Origin of the sequence: Limnohabitans sp., from assembly GCF_044361645.1 — a bacterium.
Lineage (GTDB): Bacteria > Pseudomonadota > Gammaproteobacteria > Burkholderiales > Burkholderiaceae_C > Limnohabitans_A.
The window spans coordinates 13,837-37,884 of record NZ_JBIKIL010000008.1; the positions used below are offsets into that span (position 1 = coordinate 13,837).

Here is a 24,048-nt window from a genome sequence, read left to right on the forward strand (position 1 = left end):
AAATGGCAAAAACCAAGGCAAAGCCTTCCAGCTGCGAGAAGTTGAGTGCAACTGAAACTGCCATTAAGTTTGTCCTGACTTTGGGGTCCACTTCACTTTTTTGACTTGCAGCGAACGCCATCGGACAGCGTTGAACCTTACGGTACAGTCCAGTATAGAGATAGCATAAATCACACCAAATGACCCAAACCATAGGATCCGGACTGCTCTCCTGCGCAGACAAAATCTGGGACACAGCCGACACCCTGCGCGGGGCAGGCATCAAGGCCAGCGAATGGCCCGCTTACATGATGCCGTTTTTCGCGTTGATGATGCTCGAATCCCGCTTGCGGCGCTTTCGCCAATCACGCATTGAAGAATTCAAAACCGTGGTGGCCTCGGACTTCAAAATCGAAGACCCGGCACACCTGCAATGGCTGGACTACGCCGCTATTGCCGCCAACAAAGGCTACCACCGCGACCTGCTGATTCATGAAAAAGGCCTGAGCGAAACCTGTGCCGTGCCCGGTGGCAACTTTTTAAACCGGCTGCTCACGCACCTGGACCAATACGACCCAGCCACCAAACGTCTGCTCGGCATTAATTACGCCCAGGGCCATGCCAAATTCTTGGACATGCAAGGCAAGGCCGCAGACCTGTCCAGCCGCGACAACAACCCGCTGTTCCCCTTCGCGCAAAAGTGGGCCTCAATTGACCTCACACCGTTTGACAATTCTGAGATCACCACCATCGAGGAACACATCAAACGCAAATGGGCCGACATTTCAGCCGAAACGGCGGGCGAGCAATACACGCCCACCGATGTCATCGACCTGGCCAGTGCCATCATCGTCGAGCTGCGCCGCGAAGGCTCGGGCGGCACTGGCATTGCCGACGTGTACGACATGGCCTGTGGCGGCGGCAACTTTTTGTTTGCCACCGAAGATGCTCTGCGCGAGGCTTTCCCCGGCCTGTCGGTACGCAGCTTTGGCCAGGAGCTGAACGACGCGCTGTATGCACTGGCCGCCATTGAGGCGCGCTTTCGGCAAGACGCCCGCGTCGAGTGGGGCAACACCCTGACCAACGATCTTTTTCTGACCGAAAAGTTTGATGCCATCGTCGCCAACCCACCCTATGGCGTGGACTGGAAAGACATCAAAAAGACGCTGGAGCTGGACGCCTCGGGCCGCTTTGATGCCAACCGCATGCCGCCCACGTCCGACGGGCAACTGCTGTTTTTGCAGCACGCCGCTTACCATTTGTCAGATGTGGGTGTGGCCACTGTGGTGCATTCCGGCTCCACCCTGTTCTCTGGCGATGCCGGGGGTGGCGAGTCTGAAACCCGGCGCTGGCTGCTGCAAGAGCAAGACATGGTGGAAGCCATCATCCAGTTGCCAAAAAACGAGTTTTTCAACACTGGCATCCACACCTACCTGTGGGTGCTGAACCGCGCCAAGCCCGCCAGCCGCAAAGGCTTTGTGCTGCTGGTCAATGCCGAGAGCTGCTTTACCAAGCTCAAACGCAACCTCAACATGAAAAACTGCGAGATCGACGCCGTCAGTCGCGAGCGCATCGTGCAGGCGCTGCGCGATTTTGCCGACGGCCCCATTTCGCGCCGCATGACCATTGACGCGCTGCTGTACAACAAGGTCGAGCTTGAACTTTGGAGGCATGATGAAGAGGGCCGCGCCATTGGCGGCACCGAGCCCATTAATGGCCACCAGTTCACGGTCCGTTTTGACCAAACCGAATTCACGGTGGATGACGGTGTACTGAACCTGGCCCCCTTTTTTGTGGACCATCCCCACAGTACCGTCAAGGAAGCCGTCGCCCTGTTCAACGACGCAGCGCGCCAGGCCGAGCAAACAGCAGTCATGGTCACCGGCGGGCTGAGCTACCAACGCGACAACGAAACCGGGGCCATTCGGGTTGACTTGGCGGACGAGGGGCTGGGCGTGCTGTCGGTACGGGCCAAAGTGACCAAGTCCAAAGGGCTGGAGCGTGCCAAGGTGGATGTTGTGCTGGACCGGCTGCTGGAGAAAGACAACGAGACCGTGGCCTATGCGTCGGATGCAAATGTCAACAACCGGTTGATTGCAGAATTTTTGACCCGCTGGGTGCATGAGCCCTGGTGTTTGCACGGGGCGAAAACCGGGTGCGAGATCAACTTTAACCGGGTGTTTCCGAAGCAGAGCGAGGTGCGGGCGAGTGCTGCAATTTTGAAAGAAATTGACGCGATAGAGGCAGAAATGGCGCAGTTGGAGGCTGAAATTGCTAGCGGCCTAAAAGGACTGTGATCATGCCCAGGGCAATGAAAGACACTAACGTGCCTTGGATAGGCAAGATACCCCAGGACTGGGAGTTAGTGCGAGTGAAGGATGTTTCACCGGTCAACAGGGGTGCATCGCCACGCCCAATTGACGATGAAATCTACTTTGACGACCAAGGCGAATACGCGTGGGTTCGAATATCTGACGTTACCGCTTCTGGCGGTTTTCTTGAGTCCACAACGCAACGGCTCTCAAAGTTGGGCGATGTCAAAAGTGTTAAACGTCAGCCAGGTGATTTGTTTCTGAGCATTGCTGGAACAGTTGGCAAAGCCTGCATTACAAACATCAAAGCTTGCATTCATGACGGGTTTGTCTATTTTCCAAGGATGAATGACCGGTCAACCAAGAGTTTTTTCTTTTATCTTTTCAACTCAGGTTTGGCATACGACGGTCTTGGCAAGCTTGGTACGCAACTGAACCTTAATACAGAGACTGTCAGCAGTATCTTGGTGCCACTCCCGCCGATAACCGAACGAGCTTTGATCACTGATTACATATTTAGACAAACCACCCGCATTGACAAACGCCGCGAACTTCTCGCCAAGAAGCGTGAGCTGTTGCGCGACCTGCGCAGCAACCTGGTTGGCGAGACCTTGGCCTCTGGTTTGCACGGTCAGGAGACGACACTCACCGGCTTGGTTGACCTCCCGGCGCTGCCCATGGGTTGGCAAGCCAGCCACACCAAACGCCTTCTGCGCTTCATCACCAGCGGCTCACGCGGCTGGGCCGAGTATTACGCCGAACAGGGCGACATCTTCTTGCGCATTGGCAACCTGACGCGCGAAACCGTTGACCTCGATGTGAGTGACCTGAAATACGTGGCGCTGCCCGCCAAGGCCGCAGAAGGCAAACGCACTCGACTGCGACCGGGCGACATGCTGGTGTCCATCACCGCTGACTTGGGCTCGATTGCGGTCGTGCCGGTGCTGGACAAGCCCGCTTATGTGAGCCAGCACATTGCGCTGTGTCGGCCCAAAGAGGGCGTGTATCCGCGCTGGTTGGGCTACGCCATGGTGAGCCCGCAGGCCAAACGGCAGTTGATGAATTCGGGCTACGGCGGCACCAAGATTCAGTTGAGTCTGGACGATGTGCGCAACGTCTGGCAGGCTGTGCCGCCACTGGATGAACAGATTGAGATTGCAGACTTTTTAGACCAGCGGCTTAGCAAGATTGCCCGCCAGATCATCCTGATCGACCAGCTCGACGACCTGCTCAAACAGCAACGCAAAGCCATCATCCACGAGGCGGTGACCGGCAAGATTGATTTGTCAGCGGTTTCACTGGAGTGAGTTGAGACCTAGAGTCTTTCGAAAACGCTACAAAAATAATATCTGCTTGCGCAAGTAGTACGAGGGCTAGAGGCATATTTGATCAAAATAATTGACAGGGAGACCCCATGGCACATGGCTTCAAAGAGAGCGACTTTCAACACGGCGTTTTTATCCCCTACCTGACCGCGCCACGCCCGGCGGGGCTGGACTGGATACTGGGCAAACCCGCAGACATTGACCAGGCGCGTTGGCTGGTGCCCGCCGACTTGTTGCATTTTTTGCGCGAAGGCAGCCCCCTCAATGCTTCTTCCTTTGCCAAGGCGGTCAAGGCTTATGACAGCGATGCCGACTTTTTGCAGGCATTCTTAAGCGAGGCGTTGTTGCCCAAGATTGAGGCCAAAGCGAATGCGGCATTCGTGCTGCGCGAGAGCCTGAGTTTTGCCGGTCAGTCTTTTGTGCTGTGGAACGAGGCACCGCGCGCGGGGGCAGACTCGACTGCTGCCCACCTGTTCCAGAAGAACCTGCTGCGCGTCATTCCCGAGGCCACGTTTGAGCGCAAGTTTGCCCATGGCAACAAACGCATTCGCCGCAGGCCCGACCTGGTGTTTTTCGTCAACGGGCTGTACTTGGCGTATGCCGAGCTCAAAACCGCACAGACCGGCCAGACCGCAGCCGGGCATGGTCGCAAAAAAATAGCGCACGATTGTGTGGAGGCGGGCGCTGCTCTGCTGCGCGAGGCCCGTGAACACTACGCCGCCCAGGGCTCACCGTGGCCGGGTTTCAGGCACCGCGACCTGAGCGAAAAGCTGCGCTGGGAGTTGCGCCAAACCATCTGCCTGTACGAAAAAGCCACACACATCAGTTGCATCGACATGGGCGAAATGATGCTGTTGCCCGACATCGACTGGCTGCTGCCCGAGATTGACGATGCCCTGGAGGCGGACGACACCCAGGCGCTGGTGGAGACTCTGCCCGACAAGCTGGTCGCCTCATTTATGCGCACTGCTGAAATGCGCGACCGGCCTGCCTTTGCCGCTCTGGCCCAGCACTTGGCATCGTTCTTTGACCCGGCGGATGGTATTGACCGCGAGATTCACTTCTTTAACCAAAACCGCCCCAGCCGCACCACCACCGGCACTGAGGTGTTGCGCCCCCGCCCGGCGCAACGCACCATGCTGCACCAAACCCTGTGCCGGGTACGCGAGCTGTATGCCGATGAGGGCAAAGCCAAGATCAACGAGGCCGATATTCGCGCCGCATTGGCGCTGTCGCTACCGGCGCTTGACCCCAAAAAGGCCGATGAGATCGTCAACAAAACCCTGCTGCACCGCAATGGGCAAGAGTCGCATTCCATTTTGTTGCAAGGTGCCGCTGGGCTGGGCAAGACCAATGTCATCGTCTGGTTGGCTCAGGCGCTGGCCGATATGCCCGATGCGCGCAGTGCCGCAGCAGCGCCCCTGTTTGACCTGTGCATTTTGCTGACCGACCGCACCGAGCTACGACAAAACGTGGCCGACGAGGCGGCGCGCCTGCGCGCCACGCAAAGCATCGTGGCCGAGGCCGAAACCTTCAAAGACCTGCGCGATGGCCTGCAAAACGGCGTGCGGGTGGTGGTGGTGAATATCCAGAAATTCCCCTCCATCCAGCGGCTGGCAGTGGCAGACCCCGCGTTGTCACAAATGCTGGCTGACAAGCGGGTGGCGTTTGTGATTGACGAGGTGCACCGCAGCCAAAACGGTGTGCTGCACGATGCCACGCTGGAGATTTTTGACCAGTGGGGCACCGTGCGCCCGGCGGGTGCCAAGCGCAACCTGATCATTGGCCTAACGGCCACGCCGCGTGATGACATATTGGCGCGGTTTGGCGAGTGGCGCTCACCCGCCGCAGCAGGGGATGACATCCGCTGGGCACCGTACTTCGCCTACACCATGACGCAGGCCATTCGTGACCGGGTGATATTAAACCCGATACAAAACGTGATCCGGTTTGAAGACCACCTGATCTACAAGCAGGTGGAGACCATCCAGAAGCTCAAACCCGGCGAGACGCTGCGCCCCCCCAGCACCGATGAGATTTACCAAAACCACGGACGTCAAGTGTTGGTTGCAAAGCAAGCGGCGCTGGTGTTTTGTGCCAAAACGATTCTGGCTATACGGCCACCCGGGCGCGCATTGGGTGAGGGCAAGGCGCTGTTTGCCGCGCATTCCATCAAAGCGGCTATTGCCTTCCAGAAGCTGCTGCGTGCCGAGCTAGATACCCTGGCCAGCGACCCCCGTTTTGTGGAGCACGCATCCGCTATCAAGGCTTGCCCGGTGCTGCTGCTCTACACCGACAAACAGGGCGAGGCCAGTTGTGCGTCGCTCAACGGCGGGCGAAATCAGGATGCCATCCTTGACGAGTTTCGGCGCAAGGGCGAGGGTGCCAAGCCAGGCCTGAAGGTTTACAACGCGCTGATGGTGGTGGTGGACAAGCTGCTCACCGGGTTTGATGAGCCCACGCTGCACACCCTATTTATTGACCGGGGCATGGACGACGTGCTGCTGTTCCAAGCGGCATGCCGCGTCAACCGCTGGCGCAAATGGAAGGCCGACTGCCTGCTGGTGGACTTTTCACACGAGGGGGTGGTGTCCAAAAACCTGCCCAAAGTGTTTGCCAAGTACGGCGGCATCACGGTGTCGGACCTGGATGCCATGACGCTCAAAGACAAGATGGACGCGGCGTTCAAAGTGTTCTTCAAGGACGACAAAGACATCATTGCGCACTGGAAGAGCTGGAAGGCCACGCAAGTGGGCGGCAAGGACAAGGGTGGTGCCATTGGCTTGTCAGACTTTTTGGATGACTTGGTCAAGAACCAAAAACCGCGTGCCGTGGCGCTGCGCAAGGCCGGCTCAGCCTGGCTGGGTTGCCGAGAGCGGCTGTGGGGCATTCTGGATTTCACCAAGCCTGTACTGGTTAAACATGCCGATGAGAAACGTGCCGCGTTTGCCGAGCAGGTGGTTCGACACCTGGGCTCTAAATTGCAGGATGACGATAACCGGGTTGGCGCAGTGTTTGATATTGATCTGGTGGAGGATGCCATTGGTTGGGGCCTGGATGAAATGCCGCAACAGCCCGAGAAAAAGAAATCAGCCAAGAGCGAAGACTTGCCGCATGCCATCGGCGGTTTGATGGGGTCGCTGGATGCAATTGAACTGCTGGCCGCACTGGAGCTGACCGAGAAACAGAAGCTGGTGCTGATTGAAAAGCTCAAGGCCTTTTTGATCCTCTTGTTTGGGGTGATTGATGCCGAGGGCAAGCAGCGCAACAACGACATCTACCGCAAACTCATTCTGGATATGGCCTCTGAGGGCAAAGACTTTCCGTGGGATGAACGCTTCACCAGCTTCAAGACCATGTTTGACCTGAGCGCCAACAACCTGAAAATTGCCTTTCACACGGATCGCAAAGCGTTGTTGGCGCCTTTGATGAAACGTGCTGAACTGGTCATGGCGGACTACGAGGAGTGGATTACCTCGAGTGGTACGTCGATTGTGATATGTGTCCAGCCAGTCGAACGCGAGGAGGACGATGACAACACTTACGACGTGCTAGTAAAGCGAAAACTCGGCCGTCAAAGATCGGTTGAATTGCTTAGACAGCAGCTTGGGACCGATTTAAAGTGGAGCCAAATCAATGATGCCTTTTGGTCTGCTATTGAAAAAAGTGAACGCGGAGCGCTTAGCCTTGCGGATTTGAGCCCCATTGCGGACGCTGGCGGATGGAAGCAATCGGAACTTTTAGCGGTGCTGGGTTTGCTTGGCGCTCCCAAGGCAGCTCTACTGCGAATGGAATTACGTGCGCCTGATGGCGCTGAAGTGCCAGTGGAGGAGGTATCCCAAAAGCTGGCCGCGTGGTGGAAGACCAAAACCATGACGGACGCTGAATGGAAGGCTTGGGCAACGCAATATGCGGTTTCATGGTCATCCGTGGCAGCGAAAGGGGTGTCCAAATGAATCTCGAAGGCGGCACTCTGTTTGATCTGACTAAGCATTTAAGTCAGCAATCGCCCGAGCATCTGGACTTGTTCGCTTCTCTGACTGACGATCAATTTCAGTTGGCATTTGATTCGCTCTTGAATAAAGCCCTGGCGGGACTTGAGGAAAGCAAGGACGGTTTTGAGGCCTTGAATGAGCCCGCGCTTTCTGCAGTTTTGCGTTTGGCCATGTTGGTCCCAGGCTTATCAGTCTCTTTGGAGCAGCATTCAAACGGCCACGCCGATCTCACATTTGAGTCATACCGGTTTGGCATTTCGCGACGAATCCTCGGAGAAGCAAAGATTCATCGTGGTCCCAAGTACCACATTGATGGCGTTGGGCAACTGTTGGGTTACATGACGGGGCGGGAACTTCGGGGCGTGATGGTGATCTACATGCGTGATGCAAATGGCTCTGGCCTGATGAGGAAGGTTCGCGACACTATGGATGAGGAGAAGCCATCAGATCAACAGGGGCTGACCACGCCGCATGTATTGAAGTGGGCTTTCGATTCCAACCACTTGCACTCTTGTGGCGACAACATCCGCATCAGTCACGTCGCTTGCAATTTGCATGTTGACAAGGGTTCTACATGATGGCCCTCCGGCGGTAAGCCTTAAGCCGACTTTGCCGAAATTAGGTGTTTGCAATGAGTAAACCAGATAAAAACCCCGAGGCGCGAGTGGCGCTTTTTCAAAGCCGCGAAATACGCCGCACGCTGCACAACGACGAATGGTGGTTCGTCATCACCGACATTGTTGCAGCGCTGACGGATGCCGCCGATCCATCGGACTACTGGAAGAAGATGCGCAGGCGTGACCCCGATTTGAGCCTGGACAGCCAAGGGGGGGGGGGCAAATTGACCCCCCCCTTGCGCTGGCGTTTAAGACGGCGGGGGGACGGCAAAAACTGCAATGCTGGAACACGCAGGGCATTTTTCGTTTGATCCAGTCCATCCCCAGCCCCAAGGCCGAACCCTTCAAGCGCTGGTTGGCCAAGGTGGGCAAAGAGCGCCTCGACGAGATCGAAAACCCCGAGCTGGCCATGGGCCGTATGCAAGAGCTGTACGAGAAAAAAGGCTACCCGAAGGAGTGGATCGACAAGCGCCTGCGCGGCATTGCCCTGCGCCAAGACCTGACGGATGAATGGGAAAGCAGCCAGTTCGAAAAAGAATTCAGCGACTGGATTGCCGCGCAAAACAGCTGGGTAGAAAAGAACGGCATCCCCGGGGCCGATTTGCGGCCTTGGTAAACCGCCGTGGATTTGGCAATTGCAAACGCCAATAACCAAGCTGAAATCCTGACACTGAAGTCACAAGTCTTTCGCCCCCAACGCGAACTCAAGCTGTCTACACTGAGGCCATGATCCAAGGCCTCGTTCAACTCTTCATCTTCCAAGCCTTGGGCGAGCTGCTCTCCAAGTTCGCCCTGCCCTTCATCCCCGGCCCGGTGCTGGGCCTGGTGTTGTTGCTGGTGTTTTTGGCGCTGCGTGGCCATGTGCCAGCCGCCATGGACTTGGTGGGCAGCAGCATCTTGCAGCACTTGGGGCTGTTGTTCATTCCGGCGTCGGTGGGGGTGGTGCTTTATTTGCCGGTGCTAAGGGCCCATGCCTGGGCCATCAGCGCGGCGCTGGTGGTCAGCGTGTTGGCCACGGTGGCGGTGACAGCACTTGTGCTCAAGCTGCTGGCCCCCAAGGATTGAGGCCATGAACCCCATGACACGCGCCGACCTGCCCGCCATCTCCGAGATTTGGGTCTACCTCTCGGGCAGCCCGTTGCTGGCCTTGGTGCTCACCCTCAGCGCTTACCTGATCGGCTTGACCGTGTACGAGCGCAGCCAGCGCAACCCGCTGGCCAACCCGGTGCTGATCGCGGTGGTGCTGGTGTGCCTGAGCATCAGCGTGCTCGACATGCCTTATGCGCAGTATTTCGAAGGCGCGCAGTTTGTGCACTTTTTGCTGGGCACGGCCACGGTGTCGCTGGCCATTCCCATCTACAAGGGTTTCGCCTCGCTCAAGGGGCGCATGGGGGTGTTGCTGTTGTCGCTGTTGGCGGGCGGCGTGACCTCGATGCTCACGGCCGTGGGCGTGGCGCGCTGGCTGGGGGTGGACGAAGCCTTGGTGCGCGGACTGGTGGCCAAGTCGGTCACCGCGCCGATTGCCATGGGCATTGCCGAACGGGTGCAGGCCTCGCCCACCTTGACCGCCATCTTTGCGGTGAGCACCGGCATTTTGGGCGCGGTGCTGGGCCGCTATGTGCTCGACGCTTTGCGCGTCTCGGCCTGGTGGCAGCGCGGCTTTGCCTTGGGTGTGGCCGCGCACGGCATTGGCACCTCACGCGCTTTCAGCGTGAACGCCCAAGCCGGGGCCTATGCCAGCTTGGGCATGGGACTGCACGGCATTGCGGGGGCGGTGCTGATCCCCCATGCGGTGGCTTGGTGGTTTTGACCGTGAATGCGAATTCAGGCCTTGCGCAATGGGTCAAATTTGACAGACATAATCGGTGCTCCCCGAGCCATGCGCGATCGCGTGTCACCCTCGCCGATTTCCGTTGACCGTCCATGCGCCATGCATCGAACCATTTTTGACACCCCCGTCGTCAACACCGCCTTGCGCGGCATCTCGTTGGCATTTCTCAAATTCACAGGCTGGAAGATCGAGGGCAGTTTGCCCGAGGGTGTGCACAAATGCGTGGTGATTGCAGCCCCGCACACCAGCAACTGGGATTTGCCCTACACCCTGATGGTGGCGTTTGCCTTGCGCTTGCAGATTTACTGGATGGGCAAAAGCAGCATCTTCTCGTTTCCCTTTGGCCCGGTCATGCGCTGGCTGGGCGGCATCGCGGTCAACCGCTCACAAGCTTCCAACTTGGTGGACTCCTGTGCCAAAGCCTTGGTCCAAGCCGAGGGCTCGGTGCACCTGGTGGTGCCCCCCGAAGGCACGCGCAGCAAAACGCGCTATTGGAAAACCGGCTTTTACTATATTGCGCTGCAGGCACAGGTGCCCATCGTGATGGCCTACATGGACTACCCGCGCAAACTCAGTGGCCTGGGCCCCTTGTTCTACCCCACGGGCGACATCGACAAGGACATGGTCGCCATCAAGGCGTTTTATGCGCCCTTCAAAGGCAAAAACGCGGACTATTTCGAACCCTCCCTCCAGACCCACACCGAGTCCACTGGGTCTGAACTCCCTCAGCCAAGGTCGAATCAAGACCCTGACCAAGGCCCGGGCCAGCGCGCAGCGAGTCGAGGTGGCGACAGCACTTGAGAGGCTTCTTTTTATGATGCCCAGCATGCACTACAACACCTCTCACCTGCAGGCTTTCGCCGACCACCTCTTGCAAGCCGCGGGCTTGCCGCCCGACAAAGCCCAGGCCGTGGCCGATGTGCTGCTGGAAGGCGACTTGCTGGGCCACACCACGCACGGCCTGGCTTTGCTGGCCCCTTACCTGGCCGAACTGGAGGCGGGCAAGATGCGCAAAGACGGCCAAGCCCTGGTGGTGTCGGACCACTCGGCCGCAGTGACTTGGGACGGGCAGCGCCTGCCCGGCCCTTGGCTCGTGCTGCAAGCCATCGAACTGGCCAGCCAGCGCGCACGCACGCAAGGCACCTGCACGGTGGTGATTCGGCGCAGCCACCACATCGCTTGTCTTGCCGCTTACCACCAGCGCGTGACCGATCAGGGCTTTTTGATGCTGCTGCATTGCTCAGACCCCAACGCCGCCAGCATCGCGCCCTTTGGCGGGCTGGACCCGGTCTTCACCCCCAACCCCATGTCGGTGGGCATTCCCACATCGGGCATTCCGGTGCTGATCGACGTGTCCACCTCGTCCACCACCAACGGCATGACCAACCGCCTGCACAAAGAAGGCGGCTTGCTGCCGGCTGAATGGGTGATGGATGGCCACGGCCAGCCCAGCCGCGACCCGGCGGTGTTGTTCCACGAACCCAAGGGCACGATCTTGCCCCTGGGCGGCATGGACTCGGGCCACAAGGGCTACGGCCTGAGTTGGATGGTCGAGGCCTTGACCGGCGGCTTGGCCGGCCACGGCAGGGCCGACGCGCCAGAAGGCTGGGGTGCCACGGTGTTCTTGCAGATCATGGACCCGCGCGCTTTTGCGGGCCAAAGCGCTTTCAATACCCAGATGGACGAAGTGTCACGCCAGTGCCATGCCTCGCGGCCCGCCCAGCCCGACCGCTGGGTGCGCACGCCAGGCGAGCGCGGCCTGAAGCTCAAAGCCGACAGCGCAGCCCAAGGCCTGGCGCTGTACCCCAACATCATGCCCATGCTGCAGCCCTGGGCCGACAAATTCAACATCAAGCCACCACAGCCCTTGTGAGGGCGTGTGCAGGTGGCCTTGTGATGCGCGCACAGCAGGCCTTTGCCAAGGGCTGCGCTGCGCGCTACATCCCGGACTTTGGCCCGGGACGCCGTGTCAAAAGCGCCAGCATCACCCCACCGCCGCAGGTTTGCGCAAAGCGCGCAACAACAAGGGGGCAAACCAAACCAGCACCGTCAAAATGGCCAAGGACATGGCAATCGGGCGCGACACAAAGGCCGTCAAATCGCCATCGCTCTTGATCATGGAGGTGATGAAGTTTTCTTCCAGCATGCTGCCCAGCACCACACCCAATATGGCCGGAGCCACTGGGAATTTGTTGGCCTCCAGCAGGTAAGCGGCAATACCCGCCACCAGCATCACCCCCACTTGAAACACCGAGTTGTTGATGGCAAAAGTACCCACCACGCAAAACAACAAAATCATCGGCATCAGGATGTCTCTGGGCACCAGCAAGATGCGCTTAGCCACTTTGATGCACAAAATGCCCAAGGGAATCATGATCAGGTTGGCCATGATGAAGAGCAAAAACACGGCATAAATGTTTTGCGGATTGGTGGTGAACAAGGTCGGACCAGGGTTCATGTTTTTCATGTAAAGAACACCGATCACAATGGCCGTGATCGAGTCACCGGGAATGCCAAACACCAAAGCCGGAATCCACGATCCCGCCAAGGCGCTGTTGTTGGCCGAGCCCGACTCCACAATGCCTTCCACATGGCCTGTGCCAAACTTTTCGGGCTCTTTTGAAAATTTCTTGCTGACAGCGTAGGACATCCAGGCTGCGATGTCAGCACCCGCGCCCGGCAAAGCGCCCACCGCCGTGCCCAACACGCTGCCGCGCAAAATTTGCTTAGGGTATTTTTTGGCCAAGGCCCATTGGCCTTTGAGCACCCCCCCCACTTCCTCGACCACCAGCTCGGCGGGCGGGTTGGTGTCCACCACGTAGCGGATGATTTCAGAGATGGCAAACATGCCGATCATCATGGCGATCAAGCCGATGCCGCCTGTCATTTCGGCATTGCCAAAAGTAAAGCGCGGAAAACCGGCCGGGTTGCCCAGGCCAATGCAGGCCACCAGCAAGCCCAGAGACAACATCACCAAGCCCTTGAGCGGCGAACCGGTGGAGATGAAGACCGCACAGGTCAGGCCCAGCAAGACCAACCAAAAATACTCAAAGGAGCTGAAGTTCAGGGCAAATTCGGCCAAAGCAGGCGCCGCCAAAATCAGCACCATCGTGCCAAACAAGCCCCCTACGGCTGAAAACACCAAGCCCGCACCAAGGGCTTTTTCGGCTTGGCCCTTGCGCGTCATGGCATACGCTTCGTCGGCATAAGCTGCAGACGCAGGTGTGCCCGGTATGCGCAACAAACAACCCGGTATATCGCCCGAAAAAATCGCCATGGCGGTGGCCGTGACCATCGCCGCCACAGCAGGAATGGGCGGCATGAAAAAGGTGACAGGCACCAACAAGGCCGTGGCCATGGTGGCGGTCAGCCCGGGCACCGAGCCGACAAACAAACCATAAAAAGCAGCGAGCACCATCACCATCAAGGTGTAGGGCTCAAAGACCATCGAGAAGGCTTGACCAACGGCTGTCCACATAGGGAAGAATCCTCAGACTGACACAGCCAACAGGCCGAAAAAACGCCGACGCACTACCATGCAATGGGCGTCAACACGCCCCAAGGCAAATTCACGCGCAGCAATTTGTAAAAGGCAAAGTGCACCGCCAAGGTGGCCAAAACAGCCCAAAATACCGACTTGCGCCAAGGCAACTGCAAGGCCCGAAAAAGCGCCAGCATCATGCACGCCGCGGTGAGAAAAAACCCCAAACGCTCAGACACCGCAATGTAGAAAACCACCGAGCCCAGCAGCACGGCCAAGGCATTGCGGTGCCGGGGCGAGTGGACCCAAGCCTCCCAAACCAGCCAAGGCGCCTCGGTGCGCTTGCGCCAACCCTGCCACAGCAAGATGGCACCCGCCAGACACAAGCCCATGGCGATCAGCCCCGGAAAAAGTGCGGGGCCAACAGGCTGGCCCGGGATGTTGGGGTAGTCGCGCACAGCCCAGAGCACCGCAGCGCCCAAGGCCATGAACAACGCGCCCCAAAAGGCGTCGTTGATTTTCATAAAACCGACTTACTTGACCAGGCCCACAGCCTTCATGGTCACGCCCATTTCGGCATCCGACTTGGCCATGAACTTCGCGGTGTCTTCGGGTCCGGCATACAACACGCCCAAGCCACGGCTGCTCATGAAATCTGTGTAGTCTTTGCTGGCCACCACCTTGCGCACCGACTCTGCCAGCTTGGCCTGAATGGGTGCGGGCAGGCCTTTGGGTGCCAACACACCGCGCCAAGCGGCCATGGTCCAATTGCTGCCCGTGGCCGACTTGAGCGTAGGCACATTGGGGTACAGCGCAGAGGGCTTGTCGTTCATGATGGCCAAGCTTTTGACCTTGCCCGCGTCAATCAGCGAACGCGCTTCAGGCAAAGACACTGGGGCCACTTCCACGCCGCCAGCCACCATGTCTTGCAAGCCGGGGGCAGCACCGTTGCTGGGCACCCAAGGCAATGCGGCCGGATCGATTTTTTGGTCCAGCAACAAACCGGCAATCGCCAAATGCCAGATGCCGCCTTGGCCGGTGCCCGAGGCTTTGAACTTGCCGGGGTTGGCCTTGATGGCGGTCAGCAATTCGTTGACGTTTTTGTACGGCGCGTCAGCGCGCACTTGAATCCCCGCAGGGTCGGCATTGACCAAACCGATGGGGGTGTAAGAAGCACCCGTCAGTTGGGTCAGGCCTTGCCAGTGCATCATGCCGATCTCGACGGTGGCCAGACCGATGGTGTAACCATCGGCGGGGGCCGCAGCAATCGCCGCATGACCCACCACGCCGCTGCCGCCCGTGCGGTTGACCACGTTAACGGGCTGTCCCAAATCTCTCTCGAGCAAGCTGGCGATGATGCGGGCCACCGCATCGGTGCCGCCACCAGCACCCCAAGGCACGATCATGGTGATAGGTCGGGTGGGGTAGTTTTGCGCAGCGGCAGGCATGGCAGCAGCCAGGCAAGCCAAGCCAGCAACAGCACTGGCCACCAAGGTACGGCGTGAGCGAATGAACATGAGGGTCTCCAATTGATTTGAAAGGCCGATCGCACAAGGACCAACCAAGGCAAAATTTATACCCATTCGAACGTCATACCAATAGGGTCAACCATATCGCCAGTAACTCTGGCGACTGCCTGACCTGGCCCGCACCCCTCAGTCCACCACTGCACCCGCCATGAACCAACGTCCCAACAGTGCACGGTTTTCTTCGGTGAATCCAGCAGCATTGCCCATGGGCATTTGCTTGGTCACCACCACTTGCTGGTGAATGTTTTGGGCATGCTGCTTGATCAACGCAGGGCTGTCCAAGCGCACGTTTTTCATTTGCACTTGCGCACCATGGCAAGCGATGCAGTGTTGGTTCAGCAGACTTTGCACTTGAACAAAACCCGCCGCCGGCGCAGGCAGCGCCGATGCGACCGCCGGTGCGGCGGGTGCGGGTCGCAAAGCCACCATCACGCCCACCACCATCAGCACACCCACTGCGGCAAAAGGCCATGGGTTGGCCGCCCGACCCAAGTGAAAGGCGTGCCTTTGCACAAAAAATTGGCGAATCAGGGCCCCGGCCAGCATCATCACAAACAGCAGCACCCAGCGCTGTTCGTGGGTGTACAAAAAGCTGTAATGGTTGCTCAGCATCGCAAAGATGACGGGCAGCGTGAAATAGGTGTTGTGCACGCTGCGCTGCTTGCCGCGTTTGCCATGAATGGCCAAGGCGTTGGCGTCATAAGCTTGGCCAGAAGTCATGGCCGCGACCACTTTGCGTTGACCGGGAATGATCCAGAAGAACACATTGGCACTCATGGCGGTGGCGATCATCGCGCCCACCAGCAAAAAGGCGGCGCGGCCGGCAAACAACTCGTTGGCCAACCACGAAGCCAAGCCCACCACCACGATCATCAAGCCGGCCACGATCAGTTCACCGTTTTTGCGAAAACCAAAAATCCGGCAAATGGCGTCGTACACCCACCAAAAAATCACCAAAGAACCCACCGCTGCAGAACCTGCCATGACGGGCGTCCAATCCATCAGCGATTTGTCGATCAAAAACGTGCCAGCGTTCCACAGGTAGAGCACGGTGAACAGGGCAAAGCCGGTCAACCAGGTGGAATAGGCCTCCCAATAAAACCAGTGCAACTTGGTGTGGATGAGCTTGGGGGCCACCATGTACTTTTGCGGGTTGTAAAAACCACCACCGTGCACCGCCCACATGGCGCCACCTACGCCTTTTTCGAGCAGGTCCGGTGAGTTGGGTTTTTGCAGGTTGTTGTCGAGAAAGACAAAATAAAACGAGGAGCCAATCCAGGCGATGGCGGTGATGACGTGCACCCATCGCAACAACAAATTGGCCCATTCCAGCAGATACGTTTCCATCAAGGAATCTCCGACCCACTCACCACCGCGGGCCCTGTGAGTGGGTAATCGGCCGCGAACATGAACCCGGGGGCTCCTGCGCCGCTGCGACCAGTGCACCCGAGTGTATACAGTTTGCGGTGCCAAATCCAGTGCCCAACTGCACGAGGACCCGCCGGAGCTCAGAACCTGAGCACGCCTGCCGTGTTCTGGTGTGTTTGGATCTCGCAAGCTTTGAGCGCGCCGCCACTTTTTGAGTTCAGCACAGACCCCCTATGGCGTCTGCAGGCGCATGCTCACTTTCCAGCCCTTTGCAGGAGCTGCGCCGCCACCGCCACGGCGATGACCTCGGGCTCTTTGCCGGTGATGCCAGGCACGCCAATCGGGCAGGTGATGTGGGCGATTTCCAACGCGCTGAAACCACGCGCTTGCAGGCGATGGCCAAAAGTGGCCCATTTGGTGGCGCTGCCAATCAGGCCCACAAAGGGCAAATCACCCCGCTCACGCTGGCGTTTCAGGCAAGCGATCACGATGTCCAGGTCCTCGGCGTGGCTGAAGCTCATGACCAGCACACGGCTGCCAGGGGCCAAATCGGCCACCGCCGCCTGCACCGGATTGGAGTGCTCACAGTCCACCTCGTCGGGCACATCGTCCGGGAAAATCTCGTCCCGGCTGTCGATCCAGCGCACCTCAAATGGCAGGCACGCCAAGGTGTTGACAATCGCGCGGCCCACATGGCCACCACCGAACAAGGCCAAAGGCGTGCGCGGCGGCAACAACTGGCTGCGCAAACGGGCCACATCCTTGGCATCGACCCGTGCAAACACCAACTCCACCACCCCGCCGCAGCACTGCCCCAGACTGGGGCCAAGCACTTGGCGCATGTGGCTTGAAACCAACTCGCCGGCCAAGCAGCGCCGCGCATGCGCCAGCGCCTCAAACTCCAGATGCCCACCACCAATCGTGCCCGCCTCGCCACGGCTGAACACCAGCATGTGGGTGCCCGGCCCACGTGGCACCGAGCCCTGCGTGGCCTGCACGCTCACCTGCACCGCCGCCTCATGCGCCAAACGCGCCAACGCTGACTTGATCCCATTCACAAGCTGTTCCATTTCTCCATAAGCCGCGCGCCAAGCGGGCGGCTCAATGCCTCAAGGCCGGCCAAAGCTTGAGTATGCCAACAGGCAGGACTGGCATGGCGCAGTCCGATCGGTGCACAGAACGCATGCGACGCGCCACGTACCCCAAGTCATGCCAAACATTGCGCACTTGGTCAAAGCTGCAAGGCCCTGGCCTTTGCCCCTGTAACTGAGCCAAGTCACTTGCACCGACGCGTGCTTGTGGCAGCACAGCGGCCAGTTTCAGCCCGACACACTGACCGAAGGACCCGACCGAGGGCTTGTGCCAGGGCAGCGCGTGATTCGCGCAAGCCCGCAAGCCCGCAAGCCCGCAAGCCATCGCCCAAGCCATCGCCCAAGCCAAAGGGGCCGCGCTAGGAAGAGGCCATCTGCCCCGCCTTGGCCTGGTCGCGCGCCAAAGCTTCGCGGTCGCTGCGGCGGCGAAACACCACGGTCACAATGCTGCTGCTGATCACGATGAACAGCGAGTACAGCACCGGAATCAGCAAAATGTCTTGTTGCATGCTGCCCGCAAAACTCAAGGTCACGATCAAAATTGCCAGCGGGCCGTTCTGAATGCCGGTCTCCAAAGCGATGGTTCGGCTGCGCTTGGCGTCTTGGCGCAGCAAGCGCGCCAAGCCATAACCTAAAGCCATGCCGATCAAGCCCAGACCAATGGCCGCGAAATAAACCGTCCAAGGCGTGGTGGCCAGCAGTTGGTGGTTGCGCGGTATCCAAGTCACAACCAAAAACAAGATCACCAAGATGCCCAAAAAGCCGCCCAGCAGCTCGATGGTGGCACCGATGTTGGGACTCATCTTGCGTAAACCCATGCCGATCAAAGTGGGCACCAAGAGCACCACCAACACCTGCGCCACATTGCCGGCCGGTATCTTGAAGTCGCCACTGATGCCAGCGGCTTGCGAATAAAACTCCAGCAAGGCGGGCACCATGACCAGCGCCACCAGAGTCGACACACTGGTCATCATGATGGACAGCGCCAGCACGCCTTTGCTGAAATAAGCAAAGATGTTGGAGGTGGTGCCCCCCGGCATGCAGGCCATCAAGATCAGGCCGACCGCCAGCGCGGGTGGCAGGTCAAGCGCCATGGCCATGGCAAAACCCAAGAACGGCATGATGCCGTACTGGCAAAAAACGCCCACCAGCACACCCTTGGGCTTGCGAAAGGCGATCAAAAAGTCGCGCCAAGTGAGCGATGCGCCCATGCCCATCATGATGACCATCATCATCACGCCCAGCAGTTTGGTTTCAAATTCGGTGACCATATCAAACTCCGCTGTGGCGCTCAGGCGCGATTGAATTCATTGTTGACTTCGGCTTTGAGGTCTTTGCGCAGCACCTTGCCAATCGGGGACTTGGGCAGTTCCTCGCGCAGCACCACCGAGCTGGGCCGCTTGTAGGCGGCCAAGTGTTGTTGGCAATGCGCCAACACGTCTTCGGCGCGCAGCTGCCCAGCATGGTCCGGGTTGGCCACCACATAGACGCGAACGGCCTCACCGGTGCGCTCGTCGGGCGTGCCGACCACGGCCACCTCGAGCACCGCGTCCATCTGGGCGATCACGTCTTCCACCTCGTTGGGGTAGACGTTGAAGCCCGACACCAACACCATGTCTTTTTTGCGGTCCACGATGCGGAAGAAACCCTCTGCATCCATCACGCCGATGTCGCCTGTGGCCAACCAAGCGTCCCGCATCACGTTGGCGGTTTCTGCCTCGTTTTGCCAATAGCCTTGCATGACTTGCGGGCCACGCACCCAGATCTCGCCAGGCTCGCCCACGGGCACGTCTTGCCCGGCCTCAGACACCAAGCGCACATCGGTGCCCGGTGCAGGAATGCCGATGCTGCCCAATCGGGGCTCGCCACTCAAGGGGTTGAAACTCACCACCGGCGAGGTTTCGGTCAGGCCATAACCTTCGGCAATGGGGGTGCCGGTGACTTCGCGCCAGCGCAGCGCCACGGCGCTGTGCAAGGCGGTGCCACCAGCGATGGAGGCTTTCAGGTGCTTGGGCGGGTAGGCCAAAAACCACTCTTCATTGAGCAGCCCATTGAACAAGGTGTTCACACCCGTCATCCACGTGATGGGGTAATTTTCGACGGCGCGTTGCAGGTTTTGCACCGGGCGCGGGCTGGGCACCAAAATGTTGTGCGCCCCGATGGACAAGAAGCCCAGCAAATTGGCCGTGAAGGCAAAGATGTGGTACAGCGGCAGCGCCGTCAAGACACACTCTTTGCCGGGGCTCATGTGGGTCGCTCCCATGGCCAACATCTGCTGCACGTTGTGCAACAAATTGCCGTGACTGAGCATCGCGCCCTTGCTCACACCCGTGGTGCCCCCGGTGTACTGCAACACAGCCAAATCCTGCGGCTGAAGGTCTTGCCAATAGCTTTTGGCTGGGTGTTCGGCCAAGCTGGCCTGGCCCAATTCCAGTGCCGTTTGCAGGCGCACATGCGGCACGGTGACGGCGGGCAAGACTTTGTTCCAGACCTTTTGCACACCCCGGATGATGCCGCGCGGAATGGCCGGGAAAAACTCTGGCACCCCCGCCAACACCATGTGCTGCACACCGGTTTGTGCCAAAACTTCGGGCAATTTATCGGCAAACATGTCGACCACCACCAAGGCCTTGGCCTGGCAGTTGTTGAACTGTTGCACCATCTCGCTCACGGTGTAGAGCGGGTTGGTGTTGACCAACACACAACCGGCCTTGAGCACGCCAAAGGCCACCACCGGGTAAGACAAGCTGTTGGGCAACTGCACCGCCACACGGTCGCCCCGGGCCAGACCCAAAGTGCCGCGCAAATAGCCTGCAAACGCATCCGATAAAGCATCCACCTCTGCAAAACCCAAACTGCCATTCATGCCATTGGGCACCACACAGGTAAACGCCGCCTTGGCTTGGCTGTCACGCGCCCAGCGGGTGCAATGGTCATGCACAAAATGCGCCAAGCTGGGGTGCTCGGGCGCAGGCAAATCGGGGACGATGCCCACTTGGGGGTAAACCGTTTGCCACGGGCGCATGGCGCTCGTGGGGTCTGGGGTGAAACTCATGGAAGTCCTTGGGGAAAGGGTAAAACGGACGGACCTGTCAGGGGCCGAGCAGGCACAAACGGGTGTTGGCGCGTGCGGCGCGTGGCACCAAGCCAGCGCGGCCTTGCACACCCGAAGGGCCCCACTGCGGTGTGCAATGAGCCGCCATTATTGACGCATTCAGGCCCCGGATGCCCCATCACCACCCAGGCGGAGTGGGTGTTTTCCCTGATCGAGATTTTGGGCCCAGAGGGCAAACACCGCACCCGCGCTTATCCGGGTGCTGAGCCGAGGCCTTGTTCGTGGGCCACGCTGGGCAGCCAGCTCAAGATCAAGACCGTGGTCATCGAAAAGCCCGCCAACAGCAGCAGCGAACTGCCAAAGCCCATGGCCTTGACCACCGGCCCCAAAGCCCATACCGACAAAGAGCTGACTGCAAAAGACACGCCCAACCGCATGCCCGAAACACGCGAGCGCAAGCGGTCGTCCACATAACGGGCAATCATGAAATCGGTGAATGGGATGGCCCCGAAAATGAACACCATCACCCCGGTGAGGGCTGCAAACAGCCACCAGCCCTGCGCCTGTGAGGCCAACACCAGCATGGGAATTTGCGCCACCACCATGCACATGAAAAAAGGCTTGAGCGGGAAGCGGTTGAGCAATTGGCCCACCACCACCTGCGCCACCGAGGCCAGGGCATAGACCAAGGCCAACAACAAACCCAAAGCGGCCGGGTCCTGCATCACGCCTTGGAAACGCTCGGCCAGCAACAAGCCGTTGCCGTTGGTGGTGAAGTTGAACAACACGCTGCTGGTGATGGCCGCTGCCGTCATCACCACCAAGGCCCGAACCAGCATGGGCGCAGGCAAATGCACCTTGGCCCCGCCAGACCGCTGGGCAGGGGCCGACTGCTCGCGCGGGCAGACACGGGCAAACACCAGCCCACACAGCATGGCCACCACGCCCGGCACCACAAAGGCTGCACGCCAGCCCAGCCATTGAATCAAAAAGCCGGTGAGCAAAGCCGCCACCGCCACACCCAAATTGCCCGCCAGGCCATTGAAACCAATCGTCGCGCCCGGATTGGACGAACGCTCCAGCAGCATGGGAATGCCCACCGGGTGGTAGATCGATGCGAACACGCCGATCAAAGTCAGACAGGCTGCCAACTGCCAGGGCGTTTGCGCGAAGGCGGTCAAGACAGCGGCTGCACCCATGCCAAAAAAGAAGATCAGCATCATGCTGCGGCGGCCCCACAAATCGCCCAAGCGACCTGCGGGCCAAGCGCCCAAACCAAACATGAAAAACGCCCCCGCGCCATAGGGCATGAGGTCTTGCCATTGGGCCAAGCCCATGTCGACCGCGATGGTGCTGACAGCCGCCGCAAAAATCAACAAAAACAAGTGGTCCAGCGCGTGGGCGATGTTGAGCAAGCCCCGCACCGTGCGCGGGTGATCGGCGAAAGCAGCGGGTGCAGGTGCTGCTGCTGCGGTGGTGTGCGTCATGGTCAACTCCATCTTTTGGACCCCAAGGCCAGCCCTGTGCAGGTCAATCCATGCGCAGTTTAAACAAGGCCCACTCTGCACGTGACGAGCGGCCTGTGATAATTGGCACCGCTTGCTTGATAACCACAAGCCACAGAAGACCGCCATGATCCGCATCTCAGAACTCAAACTCCCTTTGTCGGCCCTGCCGGTGGATGCGCGCCGCGCCGCCGATGCGCCGTCCGAGACCGACCAAGACCGGCTGCCCACGCCCCACCCTAACGACGCGCTGCGCCAACTGGCAGCTCAGGCACTGGGCATCGGCACTGCCGACATCGCCACACTCAAGGTCTTCAAGCGCAGCTTTGACGCCCGCAAGGCCGATCTGCTGGCGGTGTACATCGTGGACCTGTCGCTGGCCGATGCGCTGGACGAAGGCCGCTTGCTGCACAAGTTCGAGGCCCACCCGCACATTCAAGCCACGCCCGACATGGCCTGGCACCCGCCCTGCCAAGCCCCGGCAGATTTTGGCGCGTGTGAGGGCCAGCGCCCGGTGGTGGTGGGCTTTGGGCCCTGCGGCATGTTCGCGGCGCTGGCCTTGGCGCAAATGGGCTTTCGGCCCATCGTGCTGGAACGCGGCAAACCGGTGCGCGAGCGCACCAAAGACACCTGGGGCCTGTGGCGCAAAAAGCTACTCAACCCCGAGAGCAATGTGCAGTTTGGCGAAGGCGGCGCTGGCACCTTCAGCGACGGCAAGCTTTACAGCCAAATCAAAGACCCGCGCCACCTGGGCCGCAAGGTGATGGATGAGTTCGTCAAGGCGGGGGCGCCCGCCGACATCTTGTATGCCGCGCACCCGCACATCGGCACTTTCAAGCTGGTCAAAGTGGTCGAGCACATGCGCGGGCAAATCATCGCTTTGGGCGGTGAGATCCGTTTTGAGCAGCGCGTCAGCGATGTGCTGCTTTCGCCCAGCGCTGAGGGCCAGCAGCTCACCGGCCTGCAAGTGCAAGCGCTGCGCACAGGCCAAACTTACACCCTGCCCACGCGCCACGCGGTGCTGGCCCTGGGACACAGCGCGCGCGACACCTTTGTCATGCTGCACCGGCGGGGCGTGGCCATGCAGGCCAAAGCATTTTCGATCGGCGTGCGCATCGAGCACCCCCAAAGCGTGATCGACCAGGCCCGTTGGGGCCGCCACGCAGGCCACCCGCTGCTGGGCGCGGCCGACTACAAGCTGGTGCACCACGCGCAAAACGGCCGCGCCGTCTACAGCTTTTGCATGTGCCCCGGCGGCACCGTGGTGGCCGCCACCAGCGAACCAGGCCGTGTGGTGACCAACGGCATGAGCCAGTACTCGCGCAATGAGCGCAACGCCAACGCCGGCATGGTGGTGGCCATTGACCCACCCGATTACCCCTTGGACAGCGCCGCATGGCGGGCCGCCTTTGGCGACCAAGACGGCACGGCGCTGGCGCTGCAAGCCCAGGCCTTGGCGGCACAACACCCGCCTGCCGCGCACCCGCTGGCGGGCATCGTGCTGCAGCGTCAGCTGGAAACCCGCGCCTTTGAAGTGGGCGGCAGCAACTACGAAGCACCCGGCCAACTGGTGGGTGACTTTTTGGCTGAGCGGCCTTCCACCCTGTGGGGCAGCGTGCAGCCGTCTTACAAGCCCGGCGTGAAGTTGGTCGATCTGGCCGATGTGTTGCCGGGCTACGCGGTCGATGCCATGCGCGAAGCGCTGCCGGTGTTTGGCCGCAAGATCAAGGGCTACGACATGCATGACGCGGTCATGACCGGGGTGGAAACGCGCACCTCCTCGCCCCTGCGCATTCCGCGTGGCGACGACCACCAAAGCACCAACACCCGGGGCCTGTACCCGGCTGGCGAAGGCGCAAGCTATGCGGGTGGCATTTTGTCGGCGGGGGTAGACGGCATCAAAGTGGCCGAGTCTTTGGCTTGCCAATGCGCCGCAGAGGCTTTGTAAAAGCCAACTGCC

18 protein-coding genes and 1 pseudogene are annotated in these 24,048 nt (G+C 59.7%); 11 read left to right on the top strand and 8 right to left on the bottom strand.

Annotated features, from left to right (window positions below):
• The first annotated feature begins 179 nt into the window (after window positions 1-179).
• The 10 genes and pseudogenes from ACIQ39_RS02415 (at window position 180) to ACIQ39_RS02460 (ending at window position 11,932) form a co-directional block, all read left to right on the top strand.
• Window positions 180-2,276 carry a class I SAM-dependent DNA methyltransferase gene (locus ACIQ39_RS02415; RefSeq protein WP_396433016.1) on the top strand — a complete coding sequence of 699 codons (2,097 nt, stop codon included), beginning with the start codon at window positions 180-182 and terminating at the stop codon, window positions 2,274-2,276.
• 14 nt (window positions 2,277-2,290) lie between these two features.
• Window positions 2,291-3,598 (top strand): restriction endonuclease subunit S, encoded by a 1,308-nt coding sequence (locus ACIQ39_RS02420; RefSeq protein ID WP_396433017.1) that lies wholly within the window; start codon window positions 2,291-2,293, stop codon window positions 3,596-3,598.
• A gap of 107 nt (window positions 3,599-3,705) precedes the next feature.
• The gene (locus tag ACIQ39_RS02425) at window positions 3,706-7,572 is read left to right on the top strand and encodes a UvrB domain 3-containing protein (protein WP_396433018.1); all 3,867 of its coding nucleotides are present in this window, start codon (window positions 3,706-3,708) and stop codon (window positions 7,570-7,572) included.
• Entirely contained in the window at window positions 7,569-8,189 is a 621-nt protein-coding gene (locus ACIQ39_RS02430; RefSeq protein ID WP_396433019.1) for a hypothetical protein, read from the top strand. Before ACIQ39_RS02425 ends, ACIQ39_RS02430 begins: the two co-directional genes overlap by 4 nt.
• A 53-nt stretch (window positions 8,190-8,242) precedes the next feature.
• Entirely contained in the window at window positions 8,243-8,539 is a 297-nt protein-coding gene (locus ACIQ39_RS02435; protein ID WP_396433020.1) for a hypothetical protein, read from the top strand.
• Window positions 8,527-8,844, top strand: coding sequence for a hypothetical protein (locus ACIQ39_RS02440; protein ID WP_396433050.1), 318 nt, complete (start codon window positions 8,527-8,529; stop codon window positions 8,842-8,844). The genes ACIQ39_RS02435 and ACIQ39_RS02440 overlap by 13 nt, the downstream gene beginning before the upstream one ends.
• Window positions 8,845-8,954: 110 nt before the next feature.
• Window positions 8,955-9,293 (top strand): CidA/LrgA family protein, encoded by a 339-nt coding sequence (locus ACIQ39_RS02445; protein ID WP_396433021.1) that lies wholly within the window; start codon window positions 8,955-8,957, stop codon window positions 9,291-9,293.
• A gap of 4 nt (window positions 9,294-9,297) precedes the next feature.
• On the top strand, window positions 9,298-10,038 hold the full coding sequence (locus tag ACIQ39_RS02450) for an LrgB family protein (protein WP_396433022.1): 741 nt from the start codon (window positions 9,298-9,300) through the stop codon (window positions 10,036-10,038).
• A 120-nt stretch (window positions 10,039-10,158) separates the two neighbouring features.
• Window positions 10,159-10,740, top strand: a pseudogene (locus tag ACIQ39_RS02455) (lysophospholipid acyltransferase family protein); the annotation flags it as partial.
• 133 nt (window positions 10,741-10,873) lie between these two features.
• Entirely contained in the window at window positions 10,874-11,932 is a 1,059-nt protein-coding gene (locus tag ACIQ39_RS02460; protein WP_396433023.1) for an Ldh family oxidoreductase, read from the top strand.
• Between the two features lie 111 nt (window positions 11,933-12,043).
• On the opposite strand, the gene ACIQ39_RS02465 is transcribed toward ACIQ39_RS02460, so the two are convergent.
• The 8 genes from ACIQ39_RS02465 to ACIQ39_RS02500 form a co-directional block, all read right to left on the bottom strand.
• Window positions 12,044-13,537, bottom strand: coding sequence for a tripartite tricarboxylate transporter permease (locus ACIQ39_RS02465; RefSeq protein ID WP_396433024.1), 1,494 nt, complete (start codon window positions 13,535-13,537; stop codon window positions 12,044-12,046).
• A 53-nt stretch (window positions 13,538-13,590) separates the two neighbouring features.
• Complete coding sequence (locus ACIQ39_RS02470; protein WP_396433025.1) at window positions 13,591-14,064, bottom strand: tripartite tricarboxylate transporter TctB family protein; 474 nt, start codon at window positions 14,062-14,064, stop codon at window positions 13,591-13,593.
• A 9-nt stretch (window positions 14,065-14,073) separates the two neighbouring features.
• Entirely contained in the window at window positions 14,074-15,057 is a 984-nt protein-coding gene (locus ACIQ39_RS02475) for a tripartite tricarboxylate transporter substrate binding protein (protein ID WP_396433026.1), read from the bottom strand.
• A gap of 138 nt (window positions 15,058-15,195) precedes the next feature.
• Window positions 15,196-16,416: a urate hydroxylase PuuD gene (locus tag ACIQ39_RS02480; RefSeq protein WP_396433027.1), complete on the bottom strand. Its 1,221-nt coding sequence runs from the start codon at window positions 16,414-16,416 to the stop codon at window positions 15,196-15,198.
• Window positions 16,417-16,691: 275 nt separating this feature from the next.
• Complete coding sequence (xdhC, locus tag ACIQ39_RS02485) at window positions 16,692-17,495, bottom strand: xanthine dehydrogenase accessory protein XdhC (protein WP_396433028.1); 804 nt, start codon at window positions 17,493-17,495, stop codon at window positions 16,692-16,694.
• 392 nt (window positions 17,496-17,887) lie between these two features.
• Complete coding sequence (locus tag ACIQ39_RS02490; RefSeq protein WP_396433029.1) at window positions 17,888-18,799, bottom strand: bile acid:sodium symporter family protein; 912 nt, start codon at window positions 18,797-18,799, stop codon at window positions 17,888-17,890.
• 20 nt (window positions 18,800-18,819) lie between these two features.
• Window positions 18,820-20,583, bottom strand: coding sequence for an AMP-binding protein (locus tag ACIQ39_RS02495; RefSeq protein WP_396433030.1), 1,764 nt, complete (start codon window positions 20,581-20,583; stop codon window positions 18,820-18,822).
• A gap of 251 nt (window positions 20,584-20,834) precedes the next feature.
• Complete coding sequence (locus ACIQ39_RS02500) at window positions 20,835-22,070, bottom strand: MFS transporter (protein ID WP_396433031.1); 1,236 nt, start codon at window positions 22,068-22,070, stop codon at window positions 20,835-20,837.
• 145 nt (window positions 22,071-22,215) lie between these two features.
• On the opposite strand from ACIQ39_RS02500, the gene ACIQ39_RS02505 reads away from it, so the two are divergent.
• Window positions 22,216-24,036: an NAD(P)/FAD-dependent oxidoreductase gene (locus ACIQ39_RS02505; RefSeq protein ID WP_396433032.1), complete on the top strand. Its 1,821-nt coding sequence runs from the start codon at window positions 22,216-22,218 to the stop codon at window positions 24,034-24,036.
• Window positions 24,037-24,048 lie beyond the last annotated feature (12 nt).